The sequence below is a fragment of the Cellulomonas sp. plas2 genome (genome assembly GCF_057221735.1).
This window is the reverse complement of the sequence record NZ_CM170155.1, coordinates 3,040,974-3,062,952: the sequence shown is the minus strand read 5'-3', so window position 1 is coordinate 3,062,952 and position 21,979 is coordinate 3,040,974. Positions and strand designations below refer to the sequence as shown.

Sequence of the window (21,979 nt, the reverse complement as noted above, 5' to 3'; positions counted from 1 at the left end):
GCGGCGATTATGGCACGACCAGCACCGTCAGGCCGCCGGTCGCAGCGGCGGCGACGAGCACCTCCGCCTCCGCCGGTGCCACCGCGAGCAGCACGGACCCGCCCACGACGGCCCTGCCGCCGCCCTCCGTACCGACGTCAGGGCCGGCGAGCCCGGCGACCAGCCCGCCCCCCGAGCCGGAGGCGTCCGCGGTGCCGCCGCTCGTCGTGGTGGGAGGAGGTAGCACGAGCGCCGCCGTGGCCAGCCGGGCGCCGACCGGACGGGGGGAGGTGGCGTCGTGCGCGCCCGTGCCGGTCCCACCCGGGGTGATGACGTCTGCCGGGTCCGGCAGCGCTGCCGCCGCGTCGGCCTCAGCCTCCGCCTCAGCCTCCGCCTCAGCCTCCGTGTCGGCCGCGGCCGCGGGGCCGGACGTGCTGCCACCGTCGTCGACCGTCGCGGACGGGACGCTGCTCCCCGTCGCGACGACGGCGTCGGTCGTCGGCGCGGCCGGAGCCAGGACGTCGACCCTCATGCCCGGCACGAGGTAGGCCGCCATGGCGGCGTCGGCGACGGGGACGGCCGCCACGACGGTCCCCGGCGGGGCGGCGGCCTCGTCGAGCAGCAGGTCCGGCACGAGGGGCAGGCCGACGGGCACCGCCACCGCGCCGATCCGGCCGACGACGTCCTCGGGACGCGTCCAGGCGCCCGCCGGCGCGGTGCCCGGGGGCAGTGCCGCGACCCGCACGTCCGCGGCGGCCACCACGGCGCCGCGCGGCAGGGCGCGGGCCACCACGACGACCGGCACGGTGGGCGGGTCGGCGGGGCGCACCGCGGCGAGCGCCGTCGCGACCGACACGCCCGCGAGCAGAGCCGCGACCGGCACCCGAGCCCGCCACAGCAGCACGCGCGCCCGGCTGCGGGTGCTCGCGCGGTGCGGCGGCACGACGGGCAGCCGCAACGGCGCCGACCGCGGGCGCCGCCTCCCGTGGCCGCGGTCGCGGGCTGGCACGTGGTCGCCGGTCTGCCTGTCCCTGGTTCGCTGCACGCGGCGGACGCTAGGGCGGCGGACCGACGGGTCGCCGCGCTCCCAGGACCTCGCGTGGGGCGAGCGCCCGTGGTGAGGACTGGGGACGGCTCGACGCGCCCGTGCGCGAGCTGCCCGCCGGCAGGAGGCAGCCGGAGGACCCGGCGGCCCGACGCGTCAGGCGGGCTTCTTCGCGGCGCCCGACGAGGACGACGCGCCGCCGGAGGACCCGGGTCCGCCCCCGGACGAGGAACCGGACGAGGAGCCGGACGAGGAGCCGGACGAGGACGACGCGCTCGTCGAGCCGGACGACCCCGAGCCCGACGTGCCGGACCCCGAGGACCCCGCGGCCGATGACGACCCGGACGAGTCCGACCCGGATCCGGACGACCCGCTGCCGGAGGAGCCCCCGGACGAGCCGCCGGACGACGAGCCCGTGCCCTTCGAGGCCCCGGACCGTGCGTCGTTGCGGTAGAAGCCCGACCCCTTGAAGACGACGCCGACGGCGGAGAACACCTTGCGCAGGCGACCCGCGCACGCGGGGCACTCCGTCAGCGACTCGTCGGTGAAGGCCTGCTGGATCTCGAACGCGTGACCGCACTCCGTGCAGCGGTAGGCGTAGGTGGGCACTGTGTCTCCTGCGGGGTCGTCGGGCCTGGGGCGTGCGCGCCCGGTCGCACCGGCCGGCGGGGCGCCCGCCGGGCCGCGCCCGTTGGCACTCGCACGGTCCGAGTGCCAATGCTAACGCCCGCCGGTGCCCTGACCCTTCCCGTCGCCCTTGCCGTCGCCCTTCCCGTCGCTCTCCCCGTCGCTCTCCCCGTCGACGGTCGGGCCCTCCTGCCCGAGCGGACGCCACCCCGACGGCGTCGCGACCGCGTCGACCCCGCGGTCGTGCGGCTGCACCGGCACGGGGTGGACGGCGGCGTCGTAGACCTCCTCGTCGTGCACGAGCGCGATGACCGGGACGCCCGGTCGGGCGTCGGCCAGCACGCGGTCGTACCACCCGCCGCCCTGCCCGAGCCGCGACCCGCGCGAGTCCACGGCCAGCGCGGGGGCGAGCACGACGTCGGCGTCGGCGAGGGCGGCCGGTCCCAGCGAGGGCCCCGACGGCTCGGGCGGACGCCCCGGCGCGCGTTCGCGCAGGTCCTCCGCGCCCTGGTACTCGGCCCAGTCGCGGCGCAGGTTCGTCCCGAGCACCGGCAGGAGCACGCGCACGCCGCGGTCCGCGAGGGCCTCGAGCAGGGGGACGGTGTCCGGCTCGCCCGGGCGCGCGGCGTAGCAGGCCACGCAGCCGGCGTCGGCGACCGCCGGGATCCCCGTGACCACCGCGGCCAGGGCCCGCGCCGCCTCCTGCCGGGCCCGCGGCGACCGCTGCCGACGCGTCTCCCGGACCGCCTCGCGCCACCGGTCCTTGACGTCCTCGATCTCGTCCCCGTCGAGGACGACCGGGTGCGGCTGGGCCCCTCTGCTCATGGCCCCAGTGTCGCAGGGCGGCCGGGGACCGGCGCGGGACGGTCGGCCCCGCGCACCCGCCTCCGCCCGCCCCGCGCGCGGCGTCCGGGCGGGTGCGGCCGCCGTCGGCGATGATGCTCCGCATGCGATCGGTGCAGGACCACCTCACGACGGTCCTCGCGGCCGTCGGACCCGTCGCGCCCCTCGACGTGGTGCTGGCCGACGCGTCCGGCTGCATCCTCGCCGCCGACCTCGTCGCGGCCGTCGACGTCCCGCCGGTCGCCGCCGCCGGCCGGGACGGGTACGCGGTCGCGGCGCACGACACCGGGGCGGCGACGCTGCCCGTGGCCCACGACGCCCGTCCCGGCTCGGCGCCCGCGCGGCTGGCGCCCGGCCAGGCGGTGCGCGTGGCGAGCGGCGCGCCGCTGCCCGTCGGCGCGGACACCGTCGTCCCCGTCGAGGAGACCGACCGGGGCGCCGCGCGGGTGGCGCTGCAGGGCCCGTCCGTCGCCGGGCGGCACGTGCGGCCCGCGGGCGCGGACGTGCGCGCGGGGGAGGTCGTGCTGCCCGCCGGCACGCGGCTCGGCGCGCGGGCGATCGCACTGGCCGCGGCGGCGGGGCTCGGGCGCGTGCGGGTGCACCCCACGCCCCGGGTGGTGCTGCTGTCCGTGGGCGACGAGCTCGTCGAGCCGGTCCTCGGGCCGCAGGCCCCCGCCGGCGCCGTCTTCGAGGCCGACGGCCACGGCCTGCAGGCGGCGGTCCGGGACGCCGGGGCGGCGGCGGTCCGGGTGGGCGTCGTCCCCGACGACCGCGCCCGGCTGCGCGAGGCCCTCGAGGACCAGCTCGTGCGCGCGGACGTCGTCATCACCACCGGCGGGCTGTCGGAGCTGGCCGAGGACACCGTCAAGGACGTGCTGGGCGGGTACGGCACCGTGCGCCTGGACCAGGTCGCCATGACGCCCGGCGGCCGGCACGGCTTCGGGACGCTCGGCGCCGACGTGGGCCGCGGCGACCCCGTGCCGGTGTTCGCGCTGCCGGGGCACCCCGTCGCGGCGCAGGTCGCCTTCGAGGTGTTCGTCCGGCCCGCCCTGCTGGCCGCCGGCGGGCACACGGAGCTGTTCCGCCCCTCCGTCGCGGCGCGGGCCACGGCGGCGTGGCCCTCCCCGGCCGGGCTGCGCCAGTTCGTGCCCGCCACGCTGCTCGGCACGCCCGACGAGGGCTACGTCGTCACGCCGATCGGCGACCCCGGCCGTCCGTCGACCACGGCCCTGGCGCAGGCCAACGCGCTCGCGGTCGTCAACGAGCTCGACACCGACGTGCGCGTGGGCCAGGTCGTCCACTGCCTCGTGCTGGAGGGCTGATGGCCACCGGGTGGCCGGCGGTCCTCGTCGAGGGCGGGGTGCGGCTGCGCCCGCTGCGGTGGCGGGACCAGCACGCGTGGATGGCGCTGCGGGCCCGCAACGCCGACTGGCTGCTGCGGTGGGACGCGACGAGCCCCGTGCTCGTCCAGGGCCCGCGGCCGACGTTCGGGCAGTTCGTGCGGTCGTTGTCCGCGCAGGCCCGCGCGGGGACGACGCTGCCGTTCGCGGTCGACCTCGACGGCGAGCTCGTCGGGCAGCTGACGGTCTCCTCCATCCAGTACGGGTCGCTGCGCTCGGGGTCCATCGGCTACTGGGTGTCCGAGCACGTGGCCGGTCGCGGCACGATCCCGACCGCCGTGGCGATGGTGACCGACCACTGCTTCGACGTCCTGGGCCTGCACCGCGTCGAGATCAACATCCGCCCGGAGAACGGGCCGTCGCTGCGGGTGGTGGAGAAGCTCGGCTTCCGCAACGAGGGCCTGCGCGAGCGGTACCTGCACATCCAGGGCGCGTGGTGCGACCACCGGACCTTCGCCCTCACCGTGGAGGACGTGCCCGGCGGGCTGCTCGAGCGGTGGCGGCGGGTGCGGTCGGCCGGGGCCTGACGGCCTCTCGTCGCGTGGGTCGTCGGGCTGGTCGTCGGGCGGTTCGTCGGGCTGGTCGTGGCGCGGGCGGACCGACACGCCGCCCTCGTCCCCGACCGGCGCGTGCCGCGCCCCTACCGTCGGTGCGTGGGTGGGATCGCGGGCCTGGCGACGCTCGGCGTCGTCGGCCTGTGGCTGGCCTACGCGGTGCCGCACGTGCTGCGGCACCGTCAGCAGCTCCTGGAGGCGCGGTCCGACGACCGCTTCTCCGACGGCCTCCGGGTCGTCGCGGTCTCGGCCCGCCGTCGGCGGCTCGCACCGCGGCGCGGCGGTCGGCGGGCCCCCGAGCTGCCGGCGGTGCGGCGGGGCGCCCGGGGCACCGGACGTCCGCACGCGGGGCTCCTGACGCCCGCGCGCGGGACCGCTCCCGGCGCGGGGTCGGGGCCGACGGTCCCGGTGCTGCTCGGGCACGGCGCGGCGCCGCTCCTCCTGACGCCCGCCACCTCGGCGCCGACGAGCAGACCGACAGGCAGCCCGACGAGCACCTCGGCGAGCACTCCGACGAGCACGTCGACCAGCACATCGACCAGCACACCGACCAGCACATCGACCAGCAGGGCCACCGGCCCGACAGGAGCGACGAGCGTGGACCGTCCCTACGCCACCGCCGACCGCGCGACCGCGCTCGCCGCGCGTCGCACCGCCCAGACCCGGGCCGCGCACGCCGCCGCTCGGGCGCGCCGTGCCGCCGCCGCCCGTCGGCGCGGCGTGCTCGCCGGTGCGCTGCTGCTGCTCACCGTCGTGGGCACCCTGGTCGCCGCGCTCTCCGCCGTGGTCCCGTGGCCGGCCGGTGCCGTGCCGGGCGCTCTGCTGGGCGGGGTCCTCGTCCTCGGCCGGCGGGCGGTCGTGGCGGGCCGTGCCGCGGAGGCGGCGTGGCAGCTGCGCCTCGCGGGTGCGGCCGCGGAGCCGCTCGGAGCACCCGGGGACGAGGGCGTCCCCGCGCGTCGCAAGGGCCGCGGGGCGACGGTCGTCGGGCGGGCCGTCCACCCCTCGCAGGCGGACACCGAGATCTTCGCACCGGTGCGCGGGGAGGGGCAGCGTGCGGAGGGGCGGCCCGCGGAGGGCGTGGAGCGTCCCCGCCGGACCGGCAGCACCGCCGTGCGGAGCGGGGACGAGCTGGGGACGGCCGCGGCATCGTCGGCGGGCGCCCTGTCGGCCCCCGACGGGGAGGACGTCACCTCCGCCGCCGTCGGTCCCGTCGGGGGCGGGGGGTCCGTCGTCGGCGGGCGCCTCGTCGACCCCGGAGCCGCTCCCGCGTCCGCGGGGGGCGCGGACGCGTGGCAGCCGGTCCCCGTCCCGCGACCGACCTACACGCAGAAGGCCGCCGCCCCGCGTCGCGAACCCAAGCCCCTGACGGACGCCGTGCCGGCCGTCGCCGCGACGGCCGGTGCGTCGGCGGACGCGTCCGGCGCGGGCGCTGGTGCGGTCGTCGAGGCGGAGCCGGCGGCGCGCACCACCGGGGGCATCGACCTGGACGCCGTCCTGGCGCGTCGTCGGGCGTCGGGGCTCTGACGGCTGCCTGCCGGGTGTGCGTCCGGCCCCTCGTCGGGTGCTATGGTTTTCCTCGCTCGCGGGGCTGTGGCGCAGTTGGTAGCGCGTCTCGTTCGCAATGAGAAGGTCAGGGGTTCGAATCCCCTCAGCTCCACCCGCAGCACCGGAGGCCGGGCCCGTCAGGGTCCGGCCTCCGGTCGTCCCGGGCTGATGTCGTGCCGCACGTGTCGGTGCGCGGTGTGAGGATGTGCCCGCACCACGAGGGACGACGAGAGGGACGGGCGATGGCGGTCAGGCTGGGGTACAAGGCGTCGGCGGAGCAGTTCGGCGCCCGGGAGCTCGTCGAGCTCGGCGTGGAGGCCGAGCGGCACGGCATGGAGTCCGTCGTCGTGTCCGACCACTTCCAGCCCTGGCGGCACACCGGCGGGCACGCGCCGTTCTCGCTCGCGTGGCTGGCGGCGGTGGGCGAGCGGACGTCGACGATCCAGCTCGGCACCTCGGTCATGACGCCGCACTACCGCTACAACCCGGCGGTGATCGCGCAGGCGTTCGGCACGCTCGGGGTGCTCTACCCGGGCCGCGTCATGCTGGGCGTGGGCACGGGGGAGGCGCTCAACGAGATCGCGACCGGGTACCAGGGCGCGGGCGAGCAGACGTGGCCGGAGTTCAAGGAGCGGTTCGCGCGGCTGCGGGAGGCCGTGGCGCTCATGCGCGCGCTGTGGGCCGGGGAGCGGGTGTCGTTCGAGGGCGAGTACTACTCGACGCACGACGCCTCGGTGTATGACAAGCCCGAGGGCGGCATCCCCGTCTACATCGCGGCGGGCGGCCCGGTCGTCGCCAAGTACGTCGGGCGTGCCGGGGACGGGTTCATCTGCACGTCGGGCAAGGGCATGGAGCTCTACACCGAGAAGCTGCTGCCGGCCCTGGCCGAGGGCGCCGAGGCGGCCGGCCGGGACGTGGCGGGCATCGACCGCACCATCGAGATCAAGCTGTCCTACGACCGGGACCCCGAGCTCGCCCGCGAGAACACGCGGTTCTGGGCGCCGCTGTCCCTCTCGCCGGAGCAGAAGCACTCGCTGACCGACCCCGTGGCCATGGAGCAGGCCGCCGACGCCCTGCCGCTGGAGGAGGTGACGAAGCGCTGGATCGTCTCCAGCGACCCGGACGAGACGGTGGAGCTGGTCAAGCCCTACGTCGACGCGGGCTTCACGCACCTCGTCTTCCACGCGCCCGGGGACGACCAGCGCCGGTTCCTGACGGCGTTCGAGGAGGACCTGGCCCCGCGCCTGCGCGCGCTCGGCTAGGGGGTCCGGGAGCGGGCGCGCCCGACGAGGGCGCGCCCGCCGAGGCCTGCGAGGACCACGGCCAGGGCGACGAGGAGCGCGTCCGCGGGCAGGGTCGCGACGAGCACCAGGCACCCGACGAGGCCGACGGCGGCCAGCGGTCGCGGGAAGCGCCGGTGCGCGCGTTCCTGCGTGAGCGCGGCCGCGTTGGCCACCGCGTAGTACAGCAGCACGCCCGCCGACGAGGCACCGAGCGCCCCGCGCAGGTCGGTGACGAGCACGAGCGCGACCACGAGGGCGCCGAGCGCGAGCTGCGCCCGCACGGGCACCTGCGACCGCGGGTGCACGGCGGCCAGCGTCCGCGGCAGGTCGGCGCCGCGCGCCATCGCCAGCGTCGTGCGGCCGATCCCCGTCATGAGCGCCAGCAGCGCGCCGAGCGCGCCGGCCGCAGCGCCGATGCGCACGAGCACGGGCAGGCCCGCCGACCCCTCCGCGGCGACCGTCAGCAGCGGTGCGGGCGCGCCGGCGAGCCCGTCGACGCCGAGCGCGTGCAGCAGGGCCAGGGCGACGACGGCGTACACCGCGAGGACCAGCGCCAGCGCCGTGACCACGGCCCGCGGGATGGTGCGTTCCGGGTCGCGGACCTCCTCGCCCATCGTCGCCAGCCGGGCGAAGCCGGCGAACGCGAAGAACAGCAGGCCGGCGCCCTGGAGGACGCCGAGCGCGCCGGACCCGGTGACGTCGAGGACAGGCCCGTGCGCGGCCGGCCCGGCGAGGGCGGTGACGACGACGGCCACCAGCGCCAGCAGGACGAGGGTCACGAGCAGGCGGCTCGCGCGGGCCGTCCGCGTGATGCCGGCGCAGGTGAGGCCGGTGAGGGCGGCGACGAGCAGGGCGGCGACCGGTCGCTGCGCCGGCGCGGGCACGAGGTAGGCCGCCACGGTCAGCGCCATGGCCGCGCACGACGCCGTCTTGCCGACGACGAAGGACCACCCCGCGACGAAGCCGGCGGTCGGGCCGAGCCGCTCGCGCCCGTACACGTACGTCCCGCCGGAGGTGGGGTACTGCGCGGCGAGCTGCGCCGACGAGGTCGCGTTGGCGGTCGCGACGAGCCCTGCCACGGCCAGCGCGACCAGCAGCCCGCCGCCGGCCGCGGCGGTCGCGGGGCCGAAGGCGCCGAAGACCCCGGCCCCCAGCATGGACGCCAGGCCGAGGACGACAGCGTCCCCGGTCCCCAGTCGCCGGGCGAGCGTGGTGGGCGTCGCGGGTGGTCGGCCGTGGTGCGGGACGGGCGGCCGGCGGTCCTCGTCGGGCGTCATGCCGCAGAGCCTGCCCGACCGGCGCCGGGGAGGACGGGCCGGACCGCGGCGACGCGGGTCACGCCCGGCACGTGCCTGGCAAACGAGGACCCCGGACGCGAGGGCGCCGGACGTGCGAGGACCACGGACGTGCGAGGACCCCGGGCGGCGGGTGCCGCGGCCGGGGTCCTCGGGGTGCCGGACACGGGGTCCGACGGCGTGGCGGGTCAGCGCGTGGCGCCGCGCCCGCGCAGGCTCGAGAAGATGAGCACGCCGATCGCGGCGAGCGCGACCTGCACGATGAGCTCGATCCAGTCGAAGCCGTTGGTGTCGCTCATCGGGCCGACGATCGCGGTGCCGATGAGGGCGGCCACGATGCCGATGACGATCGTCCAGAGGATCGAGATGTTCTGACGACCGCGGATGACGAGCCGGCCGAGGGCGCCGATGATGGCGCCGACGATGATGGCACTGATGATGCCGCTGACGGTCATGGTGGTGCTCCTCCGGTGCGGGGTCCGACTGCCTGTCCGCCGAACCCGGGTGGGTCCTGCTGGAATCGGACATTACGGCCACCCGCGCCGGTCCGCGCGTCGAGCGGGCGGCCTGCCCCCGCACGGGGGAAGGTGACGTCGTGACGGGGACGGCGGCTGGCGCGGCGAGCGCGGCGGGTGGTGGCGGCGTCGGGGCACCGGGGGTGCTGCCGGTGCCGGCGATGGTGCGCCCCCTGGCGGGCGCCGGTTTCGCGCTCTCGTCGGCGACGCGGGTGGTCGTCGCGGACGACCCCGGCACGGTGGCCGTGGGGACGCTGTGGGCCGGTGCGCTGGTCGCCGCGGGCGGCAGGGACGTGGGGCTGGACGTGGCCGGTCACGGCCCCGGCAGCCGGGTCCCGGCGGCCGGTGCGGTGGTGCTCGAGCTCGTGGACGACGTGCCCGCCGACGGGTCCTACCGCCTGGTGGCCGACCCCCGGCGGGTGCGGGTGGCGGCAGGGTCCCGGGACGGGCTCGTGCACGCCCTCGCGACGGTGCGCCAGCTGCTGCGGCGCGGGCCGGCCGGGACGGCGGTGGTGCCGGCGGTCGAGGTCGAGGACCGACCGGTGCTCGGGTGGCGGGCGCTGGCTCTCGACGTGCGCGCCGGCGTGCCGGACCTCGCGACGCTGCAGCACCTCGTCGAGCTGCTGGCGCTGCACAAGCTCGACGTCCTCCACCTGCGGCTGGCGGCGTGGCCGAGGGGCCCGGCGGCGGGGGAGTGGGCGACGCTCGTCGCATTGGCCGACGCCCGCGGCATCAGCGTGCTGCCGGAGGTGGACGGGCCCGACGACGGCGCCGCGTCCGGCCGTCCCGCCGCGCCCGCCGGCACCGACGCGCCCGGGGACGACGCCCGGCACGGAGGACCCGCCGGGCCCGAGGCCCTCGCCGCCGCGGGCGGCTGGGGGCACGCGGGCGAGAGCGGGCCGGGTCTGGCGCCGCGGCTGCACCGGCTGGCCGCCGCAGGGGTGGAGCCGGTGGTGCGGGCCGTGCCCGGTGTCGTGCCCGGGCCGCTGCCGCCGGGTGCTCTCGTCGAGGTGCCGGTCGGCCCGGGGTTCTCGGCGGCCGTCGACCTGGCGGCGGTGCCGGCCGACGCCGCCGGGGTCCTCCTGCGGGTGCCGCTGGACCGCGCCCGTTGGGAGGACCTCCTGGCGTTCGACCCGCTCGCGGCGGCGGGGACGGCGGCGCACCGGGTCGTCGGCGTCGTCGGCGCGCTGCCCGGGCCCGCCCCGCGCGACCTGCACGCGTTGACGGCGGCCCTGCTGCCGGCCCTGCCGGTGCTCGCGGCGGTGGCCTGGGACCCGGCCGTCGTCCGGGACCCCGAGGGCGTCCGGCGGCGGCTGGCCGCGCAGCCCGCGCTGTGGCGCCGGCTGGGCCTGCCCGTGGCGGCGCCGGTCGGCCGCGCCGGGTCGGGGCGGCCCGCGCGCTGACGTCAGCTCGCTCCGGGCCGCGTCAGGCCCCCCGTCAGGTCCAGCCCGGCATCCAGACGTGCCAGTGCCAGAACGAGAAGGGCACGGTCCAGGCCGTCCAGACCGGGTAGAAGAACGCGCTGACGGCGACGACGAGGACGACGAGCCCGGCCACGACCCGCACGACGAGGCGGCGCGACCGTAGGGCGGCGGTCTCGTCGGGCGCGGGGCGCGGACCGACCGCCACGCCGAGGACGTGCACGAGCACGAGCACGAGGAACGGCAGGAGGGCGATGGCGTAGAAGGCGAAGATCGTGCGGTGGGAGTAGGCGAACCACGGCAGCCAGCCGGCCGCGACGCCCGCCAGCGCCGCCCCGGCCCGCCAGTCCCGCCAGCGCAGCAGCAGGACGAGGGCGACGACGCACGCCGCGGTGCCGAGCCACCACGTCAGCGGGTTCCCCAGCGACGTCACCGCCGAGGTGCACCGCTCCGCCCCGCAGGCCGCGAGCGCGTCCTGCGGGCTCAGCGCGACGAGGTCCTGGTCGTAGAAGAACAGCGTCGGCCGCCACTGCACGAGCCAGCCGAGCGGGTGCGCCTGGTAGGTGTGCGGCGTCGTGAGGCCGGTGTGGAACGACCACATCTGCACGTGGTACTGCACGAGCGAGCGCAGCCCCTCGGGAAGCCACGTCAGCCCCTCGCCCGGGTGGTCCGCCGCCCACCGCCGCCCGTAGCCGCCGGCCGTGAGGAGCCAGCCGGACCAGGAGGCGACGTAGACGGCGACGGTCGTGCCGACGACGACGAGGCCCGCGACGACGCCGTCCCGCCAGACCCCGGCCCACGCCCACGCCCGCACGCCGACGGCCCGCCGGGCGAGGGCGTCCCACAGCACCGTCATCAGACCGAACAGCGCGACGAACCACAGCGCCGACCACTTCGTCGCGACGGCCAGGCCGAGCAGCACCGCCGCCGCCAGGCGCCACCCGCGGAACCCCAGCCACGGTCCCAGACCCAGGCGTCCGCCCGTGTCGAGCACGGCGGCCGCGCGGTCGGCGAGCCGCCGGCGCGCCACCTCGCGGTCGACGACGAGACACCCGAAGCCGCACAGCAGGAACAGCATGAGGAACCCGTCGAGCAGGCTCGTGCGGGAGAAGACGATGGCCATGCCGTCGACCGCCAGGAGCAGGCCCGCCAGCGTGCCGAGCGCCGTCGAGGCCAGCAGCCGCCGCGCCACGCGCGCCAGCACGAGCACCGCCAGCACCCCGGCGACCGCGGCGGACAGCCGCCACGCCCACGGGTGCTCGACCCCGCCGAGCCGGATCCCCAGGCCGATGAGCCACTTGCCCACCGGCGGGTGCACGACGTACTCGCCGGCCGTCGACAGGCCGGACGTGTCGCCGGCTTCGAATGACGGGTTCGGGTCCTCGCCCCACTGGCCCTCGTAGCCGAGCTGCGTGAGGGCGTACCCGTCCTTCACGTAGTACGTCTCGTCGAACACGAGCGAGTCCGGCGTCCCGAGGTGCCACAGCCGCAGGACCGCGGCGAGCGCCGTGACGGCCAGGGGACCGACCCAGCCCAGGACGCGGTCCCGGTGGGTGCTGCCCAGGGCGAGGGTCGCAGGGCCCAGCAGGCGCAGGAGGAGGCGGTCGCGTGTGGGGACGGGGTCGGGCTCGACGGGCGTGTCCGCGCCCGAGCCGGTCGCCTGGACGGCGGTGCCGACCGCGGCGCCGTCGTGCTCGGCCGCGCGCTCGTCGGGGTCCGTGGGCGCCGAGGCACGGGCGGGCGTCGGTTCCCAGGGGCCGGCGGGGCCCGGCGTCTCGTCCGGCACGCGGTCATGGTAGGCGGGCGGGGCGGGCGGCCCGTCGGGCCCGCGGCGGGACGTGACAGGCTGCGGGGGTGAGGCCCGACGACGACGAGCGCGATGCCGACCTCGACACCGGTGTCGCCGCCGACCTCGACACCGGCGTCGCCGCCGACCTCGAGACCGACCTCGATGGTGACCTCGGCAGTGACCTCCGCAACGACCTCCACGCCGATCCCGACGACGCCGGGAACGACGACCTCGTCGTCCCCGGCCGCGACGGCCGGGGTGCCCTCGTGCTCGCCGCCACGCCCATCGGCAACGCGGAGGACGCCTCCGCACGGCTGCGACGGCTGCTGGCCGAGGCCGACGTGGTGGCGGCGGAGGACACGCGGCGCACGCGGGCCCTGGCGGCGCGGCTGGGCGTGACCATCGGCGGCCGCCTCGTCAGCCACCACGAGCACAACGAGGGCGACCGCGCCGCCGAGCTCCTCGACGTGGTGGCCGGCGGCGGGACGGTCCTCGTCGTCACGGACGCGGGGATGCCGGCGGTGTCGGACCCCGGCTACCGCGTCGTGACGGCGGCCGTCGCCGCGGACCTGCCGGTCACGGCGGCGCCGGGACCGAGCGCGGTGCTGACCGCGCTCGCGCTGTCGGGGCTGCCGACGGACCGCTTCTGCTTCGAGGGCTTCCTGCCGCGCCGGCCGGGCGAGCGTGCCCGGGCGCTGGCGGCGCTGGCGTCCGAGCGCCGGACGATCGTGCTCTTCGAGGCCCCGCACCGGACGCACGACGTGCTGCTCGCGCTCGTCGAGGCGTTCGGGCCGGGGCGCCCGGCGGCCGTGTGCCGGGAGCTGACGAAGACGTACGAGGAGGTCGTGCGGGGGCCGCTGGCCGACCTCGCGGCGTGGGCTTCGGGCGGCGTGCGGGGCGAGGTCGTCCTCGTCGTCGGCGGGGCGCCCGTGCCGGCCCCGGCGAGCACGACGGACCTCGTCGCCGAGGTGCTCGCGCGCGCCGACGGCGGGGAGCGGCTCAAGGACGCCGTCGCCGACGTCGCGGTCACCGCGGGCGTGCCGAAGCGCGACCTCTACGCCGCCGCCCTCGCGGCTCGGGCGCGCTGACGCCACGCCCGCCCGCACGACGTCCGCTGGGTGAGGCCGCGGCCGACGGGACGGGACAGCCGGTCAGGACGCCAGGTCCGCCGAGGTCACGAGCTGCGCGCCGGCGCCGGCCATCGCGGCACGGGCCGCCTCGCCCTGCTCGGGCGTGACCGGCACGGTGAGGTCCGTGAGCACGCGGGTGCGCAGGCCGAGGGCGAGCGCGTCGAGGGCCGTCGAGCGGACGCAGTGCGACTCGGCGATGCCGACGACGTCGACGTCGGTGACCCCGGCGTGCCGCAGGAGGTCGGCGAGCGGGCGGCCCTCGTCGTCCACGCCCTCGAAGCCCGAGTAGGCGGCGGCGTACGCGCCCTTGCGGACCGAGGCGTCGGGCGCCAGGTCGGCCAGCGCCGGGTGCAGCTCGGCCTCCGCCGTGCCGGCCACGCCGTGGGGCGGCCAGGTGTCGACGTAGTCCGGCGTCTCCGAGAAGTGCGTCCCCGGGTCCACGTGCCAGTCCTGCGTCGTCACCACCAGCCCGTACCGGTCCCGGTGCGCGGCGGCGTACCGCGCGATCGCCTCCGCCACCGCGTTCCCGCCCTGCACCGCGAGCGCCCCGCCCTCGCAGAACGTCGGCTGCACGTCCACCACCACCAGCGCCCGCACGACGCCTCCTCTCCTCACCCCCATCCTGCCCCCACCCGCCCCTCGCTCGTCCGCCGGCCCGTCTGCAGGTTCGTCCCTCGCCCGAAGGCGAGCGGCGGTGGCGGCTGGATGCGGAGTGCGTTCTGAAGGCGCCGACACGCCGCTGACACGCCGCAGGGTCGGCTCTGTCTTTCTCCGCTCCGCACCGACCCGCCAGCCCGACTGCGCGCGTCGCACCGTCGGAGGCCCGGCCCTCGCCTCCGCCCTCGCCCCTGCGCCGTGCGGTTCTCGAGCGGCATCGAGCCGTCCCCCGTCTCTGCCCCGCTCGGATCGTCCACAGGCCGACCCCGTCGGCGGTGGTGGGCCCGGCGGACGCGACGAGGGTCGACCCCGTGAGCACGGACGACCTGCTGGCACGGCTCGCCGAGCGCGGCGGGTGCGCCCGCACCGCTGACCTCGTCCGCGGCCGCACCGGCGAGCGCGCGCTGGCTGCTGCTGCGGCGGCGGGTGCCGTGCGACGGGTCGGCAGGGGGCTGTACGCGCTGCCCGACGCCGCCCGGGAGGTGGTCGCGGCCCGGGCGTTGGGTGGAAGGCTGACCTGTCTGACGGTGCTGGCGGCCTCAGGGGTGCCGCTCCTGTCCCGGACGCTCGTCCCGCACGTGGAGCTCGCTCCCCACCGTGGCTCGCGACGAGGAGCGAGGTCCGGTGTCGCCCTGCACTGGGCGTCGACGTCGGCGAGGTCCCCGGTCGCGGGGGACGCCGACGGCGTGCCGCACGTGGCGCCGGCCGTCGCCCTCGTGCACGCGGTGGCCTGCCTGCCGCAGAGGGAGGCCGTCGCGGCGGTCGACGCGGCGCTGCGCCTGCGCCTCGTGAGCCGCGCCGAGGTCCTCGCGGCACGACCGGTCCGAAGCCGGCGCCCCGTGGACGACGTGCTGGCGCTGGTCGACGGGTCGGCCGGCTCCCTGCCCGAGACGTTCGTCCGGCTGGCCCTGGCGGCTGCGGGCCTGCGCGTGCAGCCGCAGGCGAAGGTCCCCGGCGTCGGCCGGGTGGACCTGCTCGTCGAGGGGTGCGTCGTGGTGGAGGTCGACGGGTACGCCTTCCACTCCGACCGCCGGGCCTTCGCGGAGGACCGCCGGCGGGACCGGGCCGCCCGCGCCCAGGGGCTCATCGTGCTGCGCTACACCTTCGACGAGGCGGTCCACGGCACGCAGGCGCTGGTGGCCGAGGTGCTCGCCCACACCGCGTGGCTGGCCCGCCGGTGACCCCCGCGGGCAGGACGTGGCGGCTCGGTGCGGAGTGCGGCGGGCGAGGCGGCGTGTCGCGGGGGACACGCCGCGGTCATGAGGATCCGCGCGTCCGCTCCGCACCGGGTCGCCATGCCGGCGCGCGCTGCTGAGGAGGTGGCGGCAGCAGCGGGGCGGACGTGCAGGCTGGAGGGGGCGGAGGGTGGGGTGGGCGCGCCTAGGATCGCCGCATGGCCCGCATCCTGTCCGCCGTCGCGTGGCCCTACGCGAACGGCCCCCGCCACATCGGTCACGTCGCCGGGTTCGGCGTCCCCTCGGACGTGTTCTCCCGGTACATGCGGATGGCGGGGCACGAGGTGCTCATGGTCTCCGGCACCGACGAGCACGGGACGCCCATCCTCGTGCAGGCCGAGCAGGAGGGGCTGAGCCCGCAGGCGCTCGCGGACCGGTACAACCGCGTCATCGCGGAGGACCTCACCCAGCTCGGGCTGACGTACGACCTGTTCACGCGCACCACGACGCGCAACCACTACGCCGTGGTCCAGGAGATGTTCCGGACCGTGCACCGCAACGGCTACATGGTCGAGCAGACGACCATGGGCGCCATCTCGCCCAGCACGGGCCGCACCCTGCCCGACCGCTACATCGAGGGCACCTGCCCCATCTGCGGCTACGACGGCGCGCGCGGCGACCAGTGCGACAACTGCGGCAACCAGCTCGACGCCATCGACCTCAAGAACCCCCGCAGCCGCATCAACGGCGAGGTGCCGAAGTTCGTCGAGAGCCAGCACTTCTTCCTCGACCTGCCGGCGTTCGCCGGCGCGCTCGAGACGTGGCTCAAGGGGCGGCAGGGGTGGCGGCCCAACGTGCTGAACTTCTCCCTCAACCTCGTCGACGAGATGCGCCCGCGCGCCATGACCCGTGACATCGACTGGGGCATCCCCGTGCCGCTCGAGGGCTGGGAGGACAACCCGTCCAAGCGTCTGTACGTGTGGTTCGACGCGGTCATCGGCTACCTGTCCGCGTCGATCGAGTGGGCACGGCGCACCGGCGACGACGACGCGTGGCGCCCGTTCTGGAACGACCCCGAGGCCCTGAGCTACTACTTCATGGGCAAGGACAACATCACGTTCCACAGCCAGATCTGGCCCGCCGAGCTCATGGGCTACGACGGCCGCGGCGACAAGGGCGGCACCCCGGGCCCGTACGGGGAGCTGCAGCTGCCGACGGAGGTCGTCTCCAGCGAGTTCCTCACGATGGAGGGCAAGAAGTTCGCCTCCAGCCGCGGCATCGTCATCTACGTCCGCGACATGCTCGCCCGCTACCAGCCCGACGCGCTGCGCTACTTCATCGCGACCGCCGGCCCGGAGAACCAGGACGCCGACTTCACGTGGGCGGACTTCCTGCGCCGAACGAACGACGAGCTCGTCGCCGGGTGGGGCAACCTCGTCAACCGCACGGCCAGCATGGTCGCCAAGAACTTCGGGGAGATCCCCGCGCCCGCCGCGCTCCAGCCCGTCGACGAGGCCCTGCTCGCGCAGACCGGCGCGGCGTTCGACCGCGTCGGCGAGCTCGTCCGCACGCACCGGCACCGTGCCGCCATCGCGGAGGCCATGCGCGTCGTGCAGGAGGCGAACCGCTACGTCTCGGAGACCGAGCCGTGGAAGCTGACGACCGACCGGGAGCGGCTCGGCACCGTCCTGCACACCGCGTCCCAGGCCGTCAGCGACGCCAACACCCTGCTCGCGCCGTTCCTCCCGCACTCCGCGCAGCGCGTGCACGAGACGGTGGGCGGCACCGGCACCTTCTCGCCCATGCCGCGGCTCGAGGAGGTCACGGACCTCGACGACGAGAGCCGGTCCTACCCGGTCATCACCGGCGACTACCGGCTCGGGGAGACGGTGGCCCCATGGCGCTCGCGCCCGGTGGTCCCCGGCACGCCGGTGGCCAAGCCGACGCCCGTGTTCACCAAGCTCGACGACGGCATCGTCGAGGAGGAGCTGGCCCGCTACCAGGCCCGCTGATGGCGCGCTCCCGGTCGAGGGACCGGGGCTGGCCGCGGTCGCCCGAGCCGCTGCCGGTCCCGGTCGTCGACGACCACACGCACCTCGAGTCCGTGCTGGCGTGGGAGGCGGACGGCTGGCGCCGGGACGACGAGGGTGCGCCGGTCGCGGGTGGGCCGCCGACGCTCGAGGAGCACCTGGCGCGCGCCGCCGCCGCGGGCGTCGACCGCATGGTGCAGGTCGGCTGCGACCTCGACGCCGCCGCCTGGACCGACGCCGCCGTGCGCGCCCACCCCGCCCTGCTCGGCGCGGTGGCGATCCACCCCAACGAGGCCGTGCTGCACGCCGGCGTCCACGAGGTCGCGCCGGACGGCCTCGACCCGGACCCGCAGGAGCGCCACGCGGTCCCGCTCGACGAGGCGGTCGCGCGCATCGCCGACCTGGCCCGCGCCAACCCGCGGATCCGGGCCATCGGCGAGACGGGCCTGGACCACTTCCGCGCCGGCCCCCGCGGCCGCGAGGTGCAGCGCGAGGCCTTCCGCGCCCACGTCGCCCTGGCCAAGGAGCTGGGCCTCGCCCTGCAGATCCACGACCGGGACGCGCACGACGAGGTCGTCGACGTCCTGCGCCGCGACGGCGCGCCCGAGCGCACGGTCTTCCACTGCTTCTCCGGCGGTCCCGGGCTGGCGCGCGTCTGCGCGGCCGAGGGGTGGTACGCGAGCATCGCCGGTCCCGTCACCTTCGGGGCCAACGACGACCTGCGGGCCGCCGTCGCCGAGCTGCCGCTGCGGCTCCTCCTGGCCGAGACCGATGCGCCCTACCTCACACCGGCCCCCGACCGCGGCCGGCCGAACGCGCCGTACCTGCTCCCGACGACGGTGCGCGGCCTCGCCGCGGTGCTCGGCACGCCGCTCGACGAGGTGTGCGCGCAGGTCAGCGCGACGGCCGAGGAGGTCTACGGCGGCTGGTGACGGCCGTCGCGGCGGCGGGGCGGCCGGCCTGAGGCCGTCGCCGACACCGAGCCGTCCCCAGCCCCGGCGCTGTCCCGTGCGGGTGAGAGGTCGTCGCCGGGGTTCCGGCCCGGGTCACGGATCGGTTACGGTCGCGGAGCCCAGTCCCTCCCTGAGCGCCCCGTGAGGACCCGTCCTGTGACTCTGACCGACCCCGTGGCTCCGCCGCGCGCCGACGCGCGGCCCGCCCGCCCGGTCGACGGCACCGCGGCCACGACGGCCCCCGGCGCCCGGCCCAGCTGGTTCGTCGCCCCCGCCGGTGCGGCCCCCACCCTCGCCGGGATGCTGCCGGCCCCCGCCGGTCCCGCACCGGTCTCCGACCCGACGCCGGTCGTGGCGGCCACGCCCGCCGGCACGTCGGTGGCGACGGGCACGGGGACGGGCACGGGGACGGGCACGGGCGAGCGCCGGCGCCGCCGGCACGCGGCGGGACCCGTCGACGCCCCGGTCGTCCGGACGCGGCCCGCGGACCGTCCCTCCGGTCGTCGCCGGCACGTCGCGGACGGGCCGGCCACGGTCGCGTCCGTCGTCGGCGCGCTCGTCGGCCCTGCTGGCAGCCCCGCTGCTGGCCCTGCCGTCGCCCCTCCCGCCGGCCCTCCCGCCGGCCCTGTCACGGTCGCTGCCGCCGAGGCACCGGGTGCGGCAGCGCCGGCCCTGCCGACGCCGGTCCTGCTCCTCGCGCCCGCCGTGCCGGCGCGCTCGCTGCCGCACCCGTCCGCGGCCGCCGTCGCCGCGCCCGTCGCCTCCCCCCTGGCCGTGCCCGTCGCCCCCACGGGGACGGCTGACCTGCGGACGCGGGCCGCCCGACGCGCCGCCGAGCGGGCCAGGATCGCGGCCGCCGCGACGCGGGCGCACGCGGCGACGGCGGTGCGGCCCGGCAACCGGCGCCGTCTGGCCGGGCAGGCCGCCGTGCTGGCCGCCGTGACGGTCGCCACGGTCGGCTTCACGACCGCGCACCGCGAGGTCACCGTCGAGGTCGACGGCGTGCCGGTGCAGGTCGAGGGCTACGGCCGCACGGTCGCCGCGGTGCTGGCCTCGGCCGGCATCGAGGTGCGCGAGGGCGACCTCCTGGCGCCGGCGCTCGACGCCACCGTCGCCGACGGCGGCACCGTCGTGCTGCAGCACACGCGCGAGGTCACGGCGCAGATCGACGGCCGCACGCGGACGTGGCGCACGACGGCCGCGACCGTGGACGAGGCGCTGGACGACCTCGGGCTGCGCGGGCAGGACGTGCTCACGTCGGCCTCGCGGTCGGCGGCGCTCGGCCGGGAGGCGCTCGTCGTCTCGACGCCGAAGAGCGTGCGCGTCGCGGTCGACGGCCAGGTGCTGGACGCCACCAGCAGCGCCACCACGGTGCGCGAGGCCCTCGCAGCCACGGGCCTGGTGCTCGGCGAGGCCGACGTGGTCTCCGTCCCGCTCGACGCGCCCACCGTCGACGGGCTCGTCGTCGTCGTCACCCGCGCGCAGCAGGACGGCGAGACGGTCACCGAGGCCGTGCCCTTCGAGACGCAGCGCGTGGAGGACCCGGACCTGCTCGAGGGGACGACGAAGGTCGTCACCAGGGGCAAGGCCGGCGTCCGCACGACCACCTACACGCGCGAGGTGGTGGGCGGCGTCGTGACGTCGCGCACGCCGCTGGCCTCGGCCGTCACCACCGCGCCGGTCACGGAGGTCGTGCACGTCGGCACGCGCAAGGCCCCCGTCGTCGCGGCCGCGCCCGCCGCGGGTGCCGCTGGGGGTGCCACCGGGGGTGCCACCGCGTCCGCCCCGGCGGTCACCGCGGTCAGCCCCGGCTCCGCGCAGGAGATCGCGCACGGCATGGTGCTCGCCCGCGGCTGGGGCGAGGACCAGTTCTCCTGCCTCGTGGCCCTGTGGAAGAAGGAGAGCGGCTGGAACGTCACCGCCGACAACCCCTCCTCCAGCGCGTACGGCATCCCGCAGGCCCTGCCCGGCTCGAAGATGGCCTCCGCCGGTGCGGACTGGCGCACGAACCCGGCCACGCAGATCACCTGGGGCCTGGGGTACGTCGCCGGTCGGTACGGCACGCCCTGCGGTGCGTGGTCGCACTCGCAGGCGAAGGGCTGGTACTGAGCCGCGGCCCGTCGAGCTGCGGTGTGATCCCCGGACGGGTCGGCGTGTCGCTGGACACGTCGACCCGTCCGTGTCTTGGCAGGGTCGGAGCGCGTCGGTTACCGTCGTCCGTCGCCTGCGGCCGGTGGAACGTCCCGGCAGGGCGTGACCGCGCCCGTCGGGCCCGGTCAGACGGCCGGATCGAGGATCCGGGACCGGTGGGCGCCACGGGCGCCGGCACCCGGGCAGCCACGCACCACGGTTCCCTGCCGCCACCGAGCGCCCTGCCCAGCGGGGCCGTCCCCCTCGTGCCCGGGCAGCACGACGTGAGGAACCCCGTGCCCTTCCCTGCCCTGCGACGCACCGCGCGCCCCGCCCCGACCGACGCCGCCCTCCCGACGAGCGCGAGCACCGAGGCCAGCACCGACGCGAGCACCGAGCCCAGCACCGAGCCGAGCGCCGCCCCGGCCCGGCCCCGTCGCCTCCTGCCGGTCGCCGCGGCCGTGACCGCCCTCGTCCTCACCGGCGGCGCCGCCGGGTACGCCCAGGCGCACAAGACCGTGACGCTCGACGTGGACGGCCAGGAGGTGCGCGTCTCGACGTTCGCCGGCTCCGTCGACGCCCTCCTCGAGGACCGCGGCGTCGCCACGGGCGCCCGCGACACCGTCACGCCGACGGGCGGCCTGCAGGACGGGACGACGGTCGTCGTCCGGCACGCCCGGCCGGTGCTCGTCGAGCAGGACGGCGCGACGCGCACGGTGTGGACGACCGCGCTCACCGCCGACGCCGCGCTGGAGGCCATGGCCGCGCGCGGCGAGGCCGGTGCGCTCGTCGCGTCGCGGTCCTCGGCCGGGCGCATCGAGGTCGGCATGGCGCTCACGGAGGGCACGCCCGTCGACGTCGTCGCGGACGGCGCCACGCGTCCCGCGCCGGAGGGTGCCACGACGGCCGCGGCCGCGCTCGCCGGGCTGGGCCTCGAGGTGGGTCCGCTGGACCGCGTCCGGGTGCGGACCACCGACGCCGGTCGCCTGGAGGTCGTGCTCGTCCGCGTCGTCGAGCAGGACGTCACCACGACGAGCGAGGTGCCCTTCGCCAGCTCGACCGTGGAGGACCCGGACCGCCTCGAGGGCACGCGCGCCGTGGTCACGGCCGGCGTGCCGGGCGTGCGCACGCTCGTCGAGCACGTGACGACGGTGGACGGCGTGGAGACGGCCCGCAGCACGGTGCAGGACTCCGTGACGCAGGCGCCGGTCGACGAGGTCGTGGCGGTCGGCACCAAGCCGAAGCCCAAGCCCGCGCCGAAGCCGGCGCCCGCCGCGGCCACCGGCGGCGGCTCCGCCCCGGCGGCGTCCTCGGGCTCGACGGGCTCCCTCAACTGGGCGGCGCTGGCCGCCTGCGAGTCCGGCGGGAACCCCTCCATCGTATCGGCGTCCGGGAAGTACCACGGGCTGTACCAGTTCTCCGTGGCGACCTGGCAGGCCGTCGGCGGCTCGGGGCTGCCCTCGCAGGCCTCCGCCGCGGAGCAGACGGCCCGCGCGCAGGCGCTCTACGAGCGGTCCGGCGCCGGTCAGTGGCCGCACTGCGGCCCGCGCCTCTTCTCCTGACGCGCCCGGCAGGCCCTCGTCGTCGGCGCCTGACGAGGGCCGTCGC

General features: G+C 77.5%; 18 protein-coding genes and 1 tRNA gene. 12 read left to right on the top strand and 7 right to left on the bottom strand.

Going from position 1 to position 21,979, the window contains the following annotated elements; translation table 11 throughout:
• Nucleotides 1-7: 7 nt before the first annotated feature.
• From AC2TDM_RS13640 to AC2TDM_RS13630, 3 genes are all read right to left on the bottom strand, one after another.
• A complete protein-coding gene (locus AC2TDM_RS13640) occupies nt 8-1,024 on the bottom strand; it encodes an SAF domain-containing protein (protein ID WP_484634981.1) in 1,017 nt (338 codons plus the stop codon).
• A gap of 156 nt (nt 1,025-1,180) precedes the next feature.
• Complete coding sequence (locus AC2TDM_RS13635) at nt 1,181-1,633, bottom strand: FmdB family zinc ribbon protein (RefSeq protein ID WP_484634980.1); 453 nt, start codon at nt 1,631-1,633, stop codon at nt 1,181-1,183.
• A 111-nt stretch (nt 1,634-1,744) separates the two neighbouring features.
• Nucleotides 1,745-2,476, bottom strand: a complete 732-nt coding sequence (locus tag AC2TDM_RS13630; RefSeq protein WP_484634979.1) for a 5-formyltetrahydrofolate cyclo-ligase — start codon at nt 2,474-2,476, stop codon at nt 1,745-1,747.
• Between the two features lie 122 nt (nt 2,477-2,598).
• Here AC2TDM_RS13630 and AC2TDM_RS13625 point away from each other — a divergent pair, with 122 nt between their 5' ends.
• From AC2TDM_RS13625 to fgd, 5 genes are all read left to right on the top strand, one after another.
• The gene (locus AC2TDM_RS13625) at nt 2,599-3,816 is read left to right on the top strand and encodes a molybdopterin molybdotransferase MoeA (RefSeq protein ID WP_484634978.1); all 1,218 of its coding nucleotides are present in this window, start codon (nt 2,599-2,601) and stop codon (nt 3,814-3,816) included.
• Nucleotides 3,816-4,421: a GNAT family N-acetyltransferase gene (locus tag AC2TDM_RS13620; protein WP_484634977.1), complete on the top strand. Its 606-nt coding sequence runs from the start codon at nt 3,816-3,818 to the stop codon at nt 4,419-4,421. Before AC2TDM_RS13625 ends, AC2TDM_RS13620 begins: the two co-directional genes overlap by 1 nt.
• Nucleotides 4,422-4,547: 126 nt before the next feature.
• On the top strand, nt 4,548-5,972 hold the full coding sequence (locus tag AC2TDM_RS13615) for a hypothetical protein (protein ID WP_484634976.1): 1,425 nt from the start codon (nt 4,548-4,550) through the stop codon (nt 5,970-5,972).
• 60 nt (nt 5,973-6,032) lie between these two features.
• Nucleotides 6,033-6,105 (top strand) — tRNA-Ala (locus AC2TDM_RS13610).
• A 130-nt stretch (nt 6,106-6,235) separates the two neighbouring features.
• Entirely contained in the window at nt 6,236-7,255 is a 1,020-nt protein-coding gene (fgd, locus tag AC2TDM_RS13605; RefSeq protein WP_484634975.1) for a glucose-6-phosphate dehydrogenase (coenzyme-F420), read from the top strand.
• Here fgd and AC2TDM_RS13600 read toward each other — a convergent pair.
• Together AC2TDM_RS13600 and AC2TDM_RS13595 are read right to left on the bottom strand one after the other, a co-directional pair.
• Nucleotides 7,252-8,553, bottom strand: coding sequence for an APC family permease (locus AC2TDM_RS13600; RefSeq protein ID WP_484634974.1), 1,302 nt, complete (start codon nt 8,551-8,553; stop codon nt 7,252-7,254). The genes fgd and AC2TDM_RS13600 overlap by 4 nt on opposite strands.
• A gap of 206 nt (nt 8,554-8,759) precedes the next feature.
• Nucleotides 8,760-9,026, bottom strand: coding sequence for a GlsB/YeaQ/YmgE family stress response membrane protein (locus AC2TDM_RS13595; protein ID WP_090031533.1), 267 nt, complete (start codon nt 9,024-9,026; stop codon nt 8,760-8,762).
• A gap of 140 nt (nt 9,027-9,166) precedes the next feature.
• Between AC2TDM_RS13595 and AC2TDM_RS13590 the strand changes: the two genes are divergently transcribed.
• Nucleotides 9,167-10,489 (top strand): glycoside hydrolase family 20 zincin-like fold domain-containing protein, encoded by a 1,323-nt coding sequence (locus tag AC2TDM_RS13590; RefSeq protein WP_484634973.1) that lies wholly within the window; start codon nt 9,167-9,169, stop codon nt 10,487-10,489.
• Between the two features lie 34 nt (nt 10,490-10,523).
• On the opposite strand, the gene AC2TDM_RS13585 is transcribed toward AC2TDM_RS13590, so the two are convergent.
• Nucleotides 10,524-12,293 carry a dolichyl-phosphate-mannose--protein mannosyltransferase gene (locus tag AC2TDM_RS13585; RefSeq protein WP_484634972.1) on the bottom strand — a complete coding sequence of 590 codons (1,770 nt, stop codon included), beginning with the start codon at nt 12,291-12,293 and terminating at the stop codon, nt 10,524-10,526.
• A 269-nt stretch (nt 12,294-12,562) separates the two neighbouring features.
• On the opposite strand from AC2TDM_RS13585, the gene rsmI reads away from it, so the two are divergent.
• Nucleotides 12,563-13,384 (top strand): 16S rRNA (cytidine(1402)-2'-O)-methyltransferase, encoded by an 822-nt coding sequence (gene rsmI / locus AC2TDM_RS13580; RefSeq protein WP_484636464.1) that lies wholly within the window; start codon nt 12,563-12,565, stop codon nt 13,382-13,384.
• A gap of 63 nt (nt 13,385-13,447) precedes the next feature.
• On the opposite strand, the gene AC2TDM_RS13575 is transcribed toward rsmI, so the two are convergent.
• Complete coding sequence (locus AC2TDM_RS13575) at nt 13,448-14,047, bottom strand: isochorismatase family protein (RefSeq protein WP_484634971.1); 600 nt, start codon at nt 14,045-14,047, stop codon at nt 13,448-13,450.
• A gap of 347 nt (nt 14,048-14,394) precedes the next feature.
• Between AC2TDM_RS13575 and AC2TDM_RS13570 the strand changes: the two genes are divergently transcribed.
• The 5 genes from AC2TDM_RS13570 (at nt 14,395) to AC2TDM_RS13550 (ending at nt 21,933) form a co-directional block, all read left to right on the top strand.
• Complete coding sequence (locus tag AC2TDM_RS13570) at nt 14,395-15,264, top strand: DUF559 domain-containing protein (RefSeq protein WP_139224326.1); 870 nt, start codon at nt 14,395-14,397, stop codon at nt 15,262-15,264.
• 212 nt (nt 15,265-15,476) lie between these two features.
• Complete coding sequence (metG, locus tag AC2TDM_RS13565; RefSeq protein ID WP_484634970.1) at nt 15,477-17,270, top strand: methionine--tRNA ligase; 1,794 nt, start codon at nt 15,477-15,479, stop codon at nt 17,268-17,270.
• The gene (locus tag AC2TDM_RS13560) at nt 17,270-18,220 is read left to right on the top strand and encodes a TatD family hydrolase (protein WP_484634969.1); all 951 of its coding nucleotides are present in this window, start codon (nt 17,270-17,272) and stop codon (nt 18,218-18,220) included. Before metG ends, AC2TDM_RS13560 begins: the two co-directional genes overlap by 1 nt.
• 177 nt (nt 18,221-18,397) lie before the next feature.
• Nucleotides 18,398-20,350, top strand: coding sequence for a resuscitation-promoting factor (locus AC2TDM_RS13555; RefSeq protein WP_484634968.1), 1,953 nt, complete (start codon nt 18,398-18,400; stop codon nt 20,348-20,350).
• Between the two features lie 317 nt (nt 20,351-20,667).
• Nucleotides 20,668-21,933, top strand: coding sequence for a resuscitation-promoting factor (locus tag AC2TDM_RS13550; RefSeq protein WP_484634967.1), 1,266 nt, complete (start codon nt 20,668-20,670; stop codon nt 21,931-21,933).
• Nucleotides 21,934-21,979 lie beyond the last annotated feature (46 nt).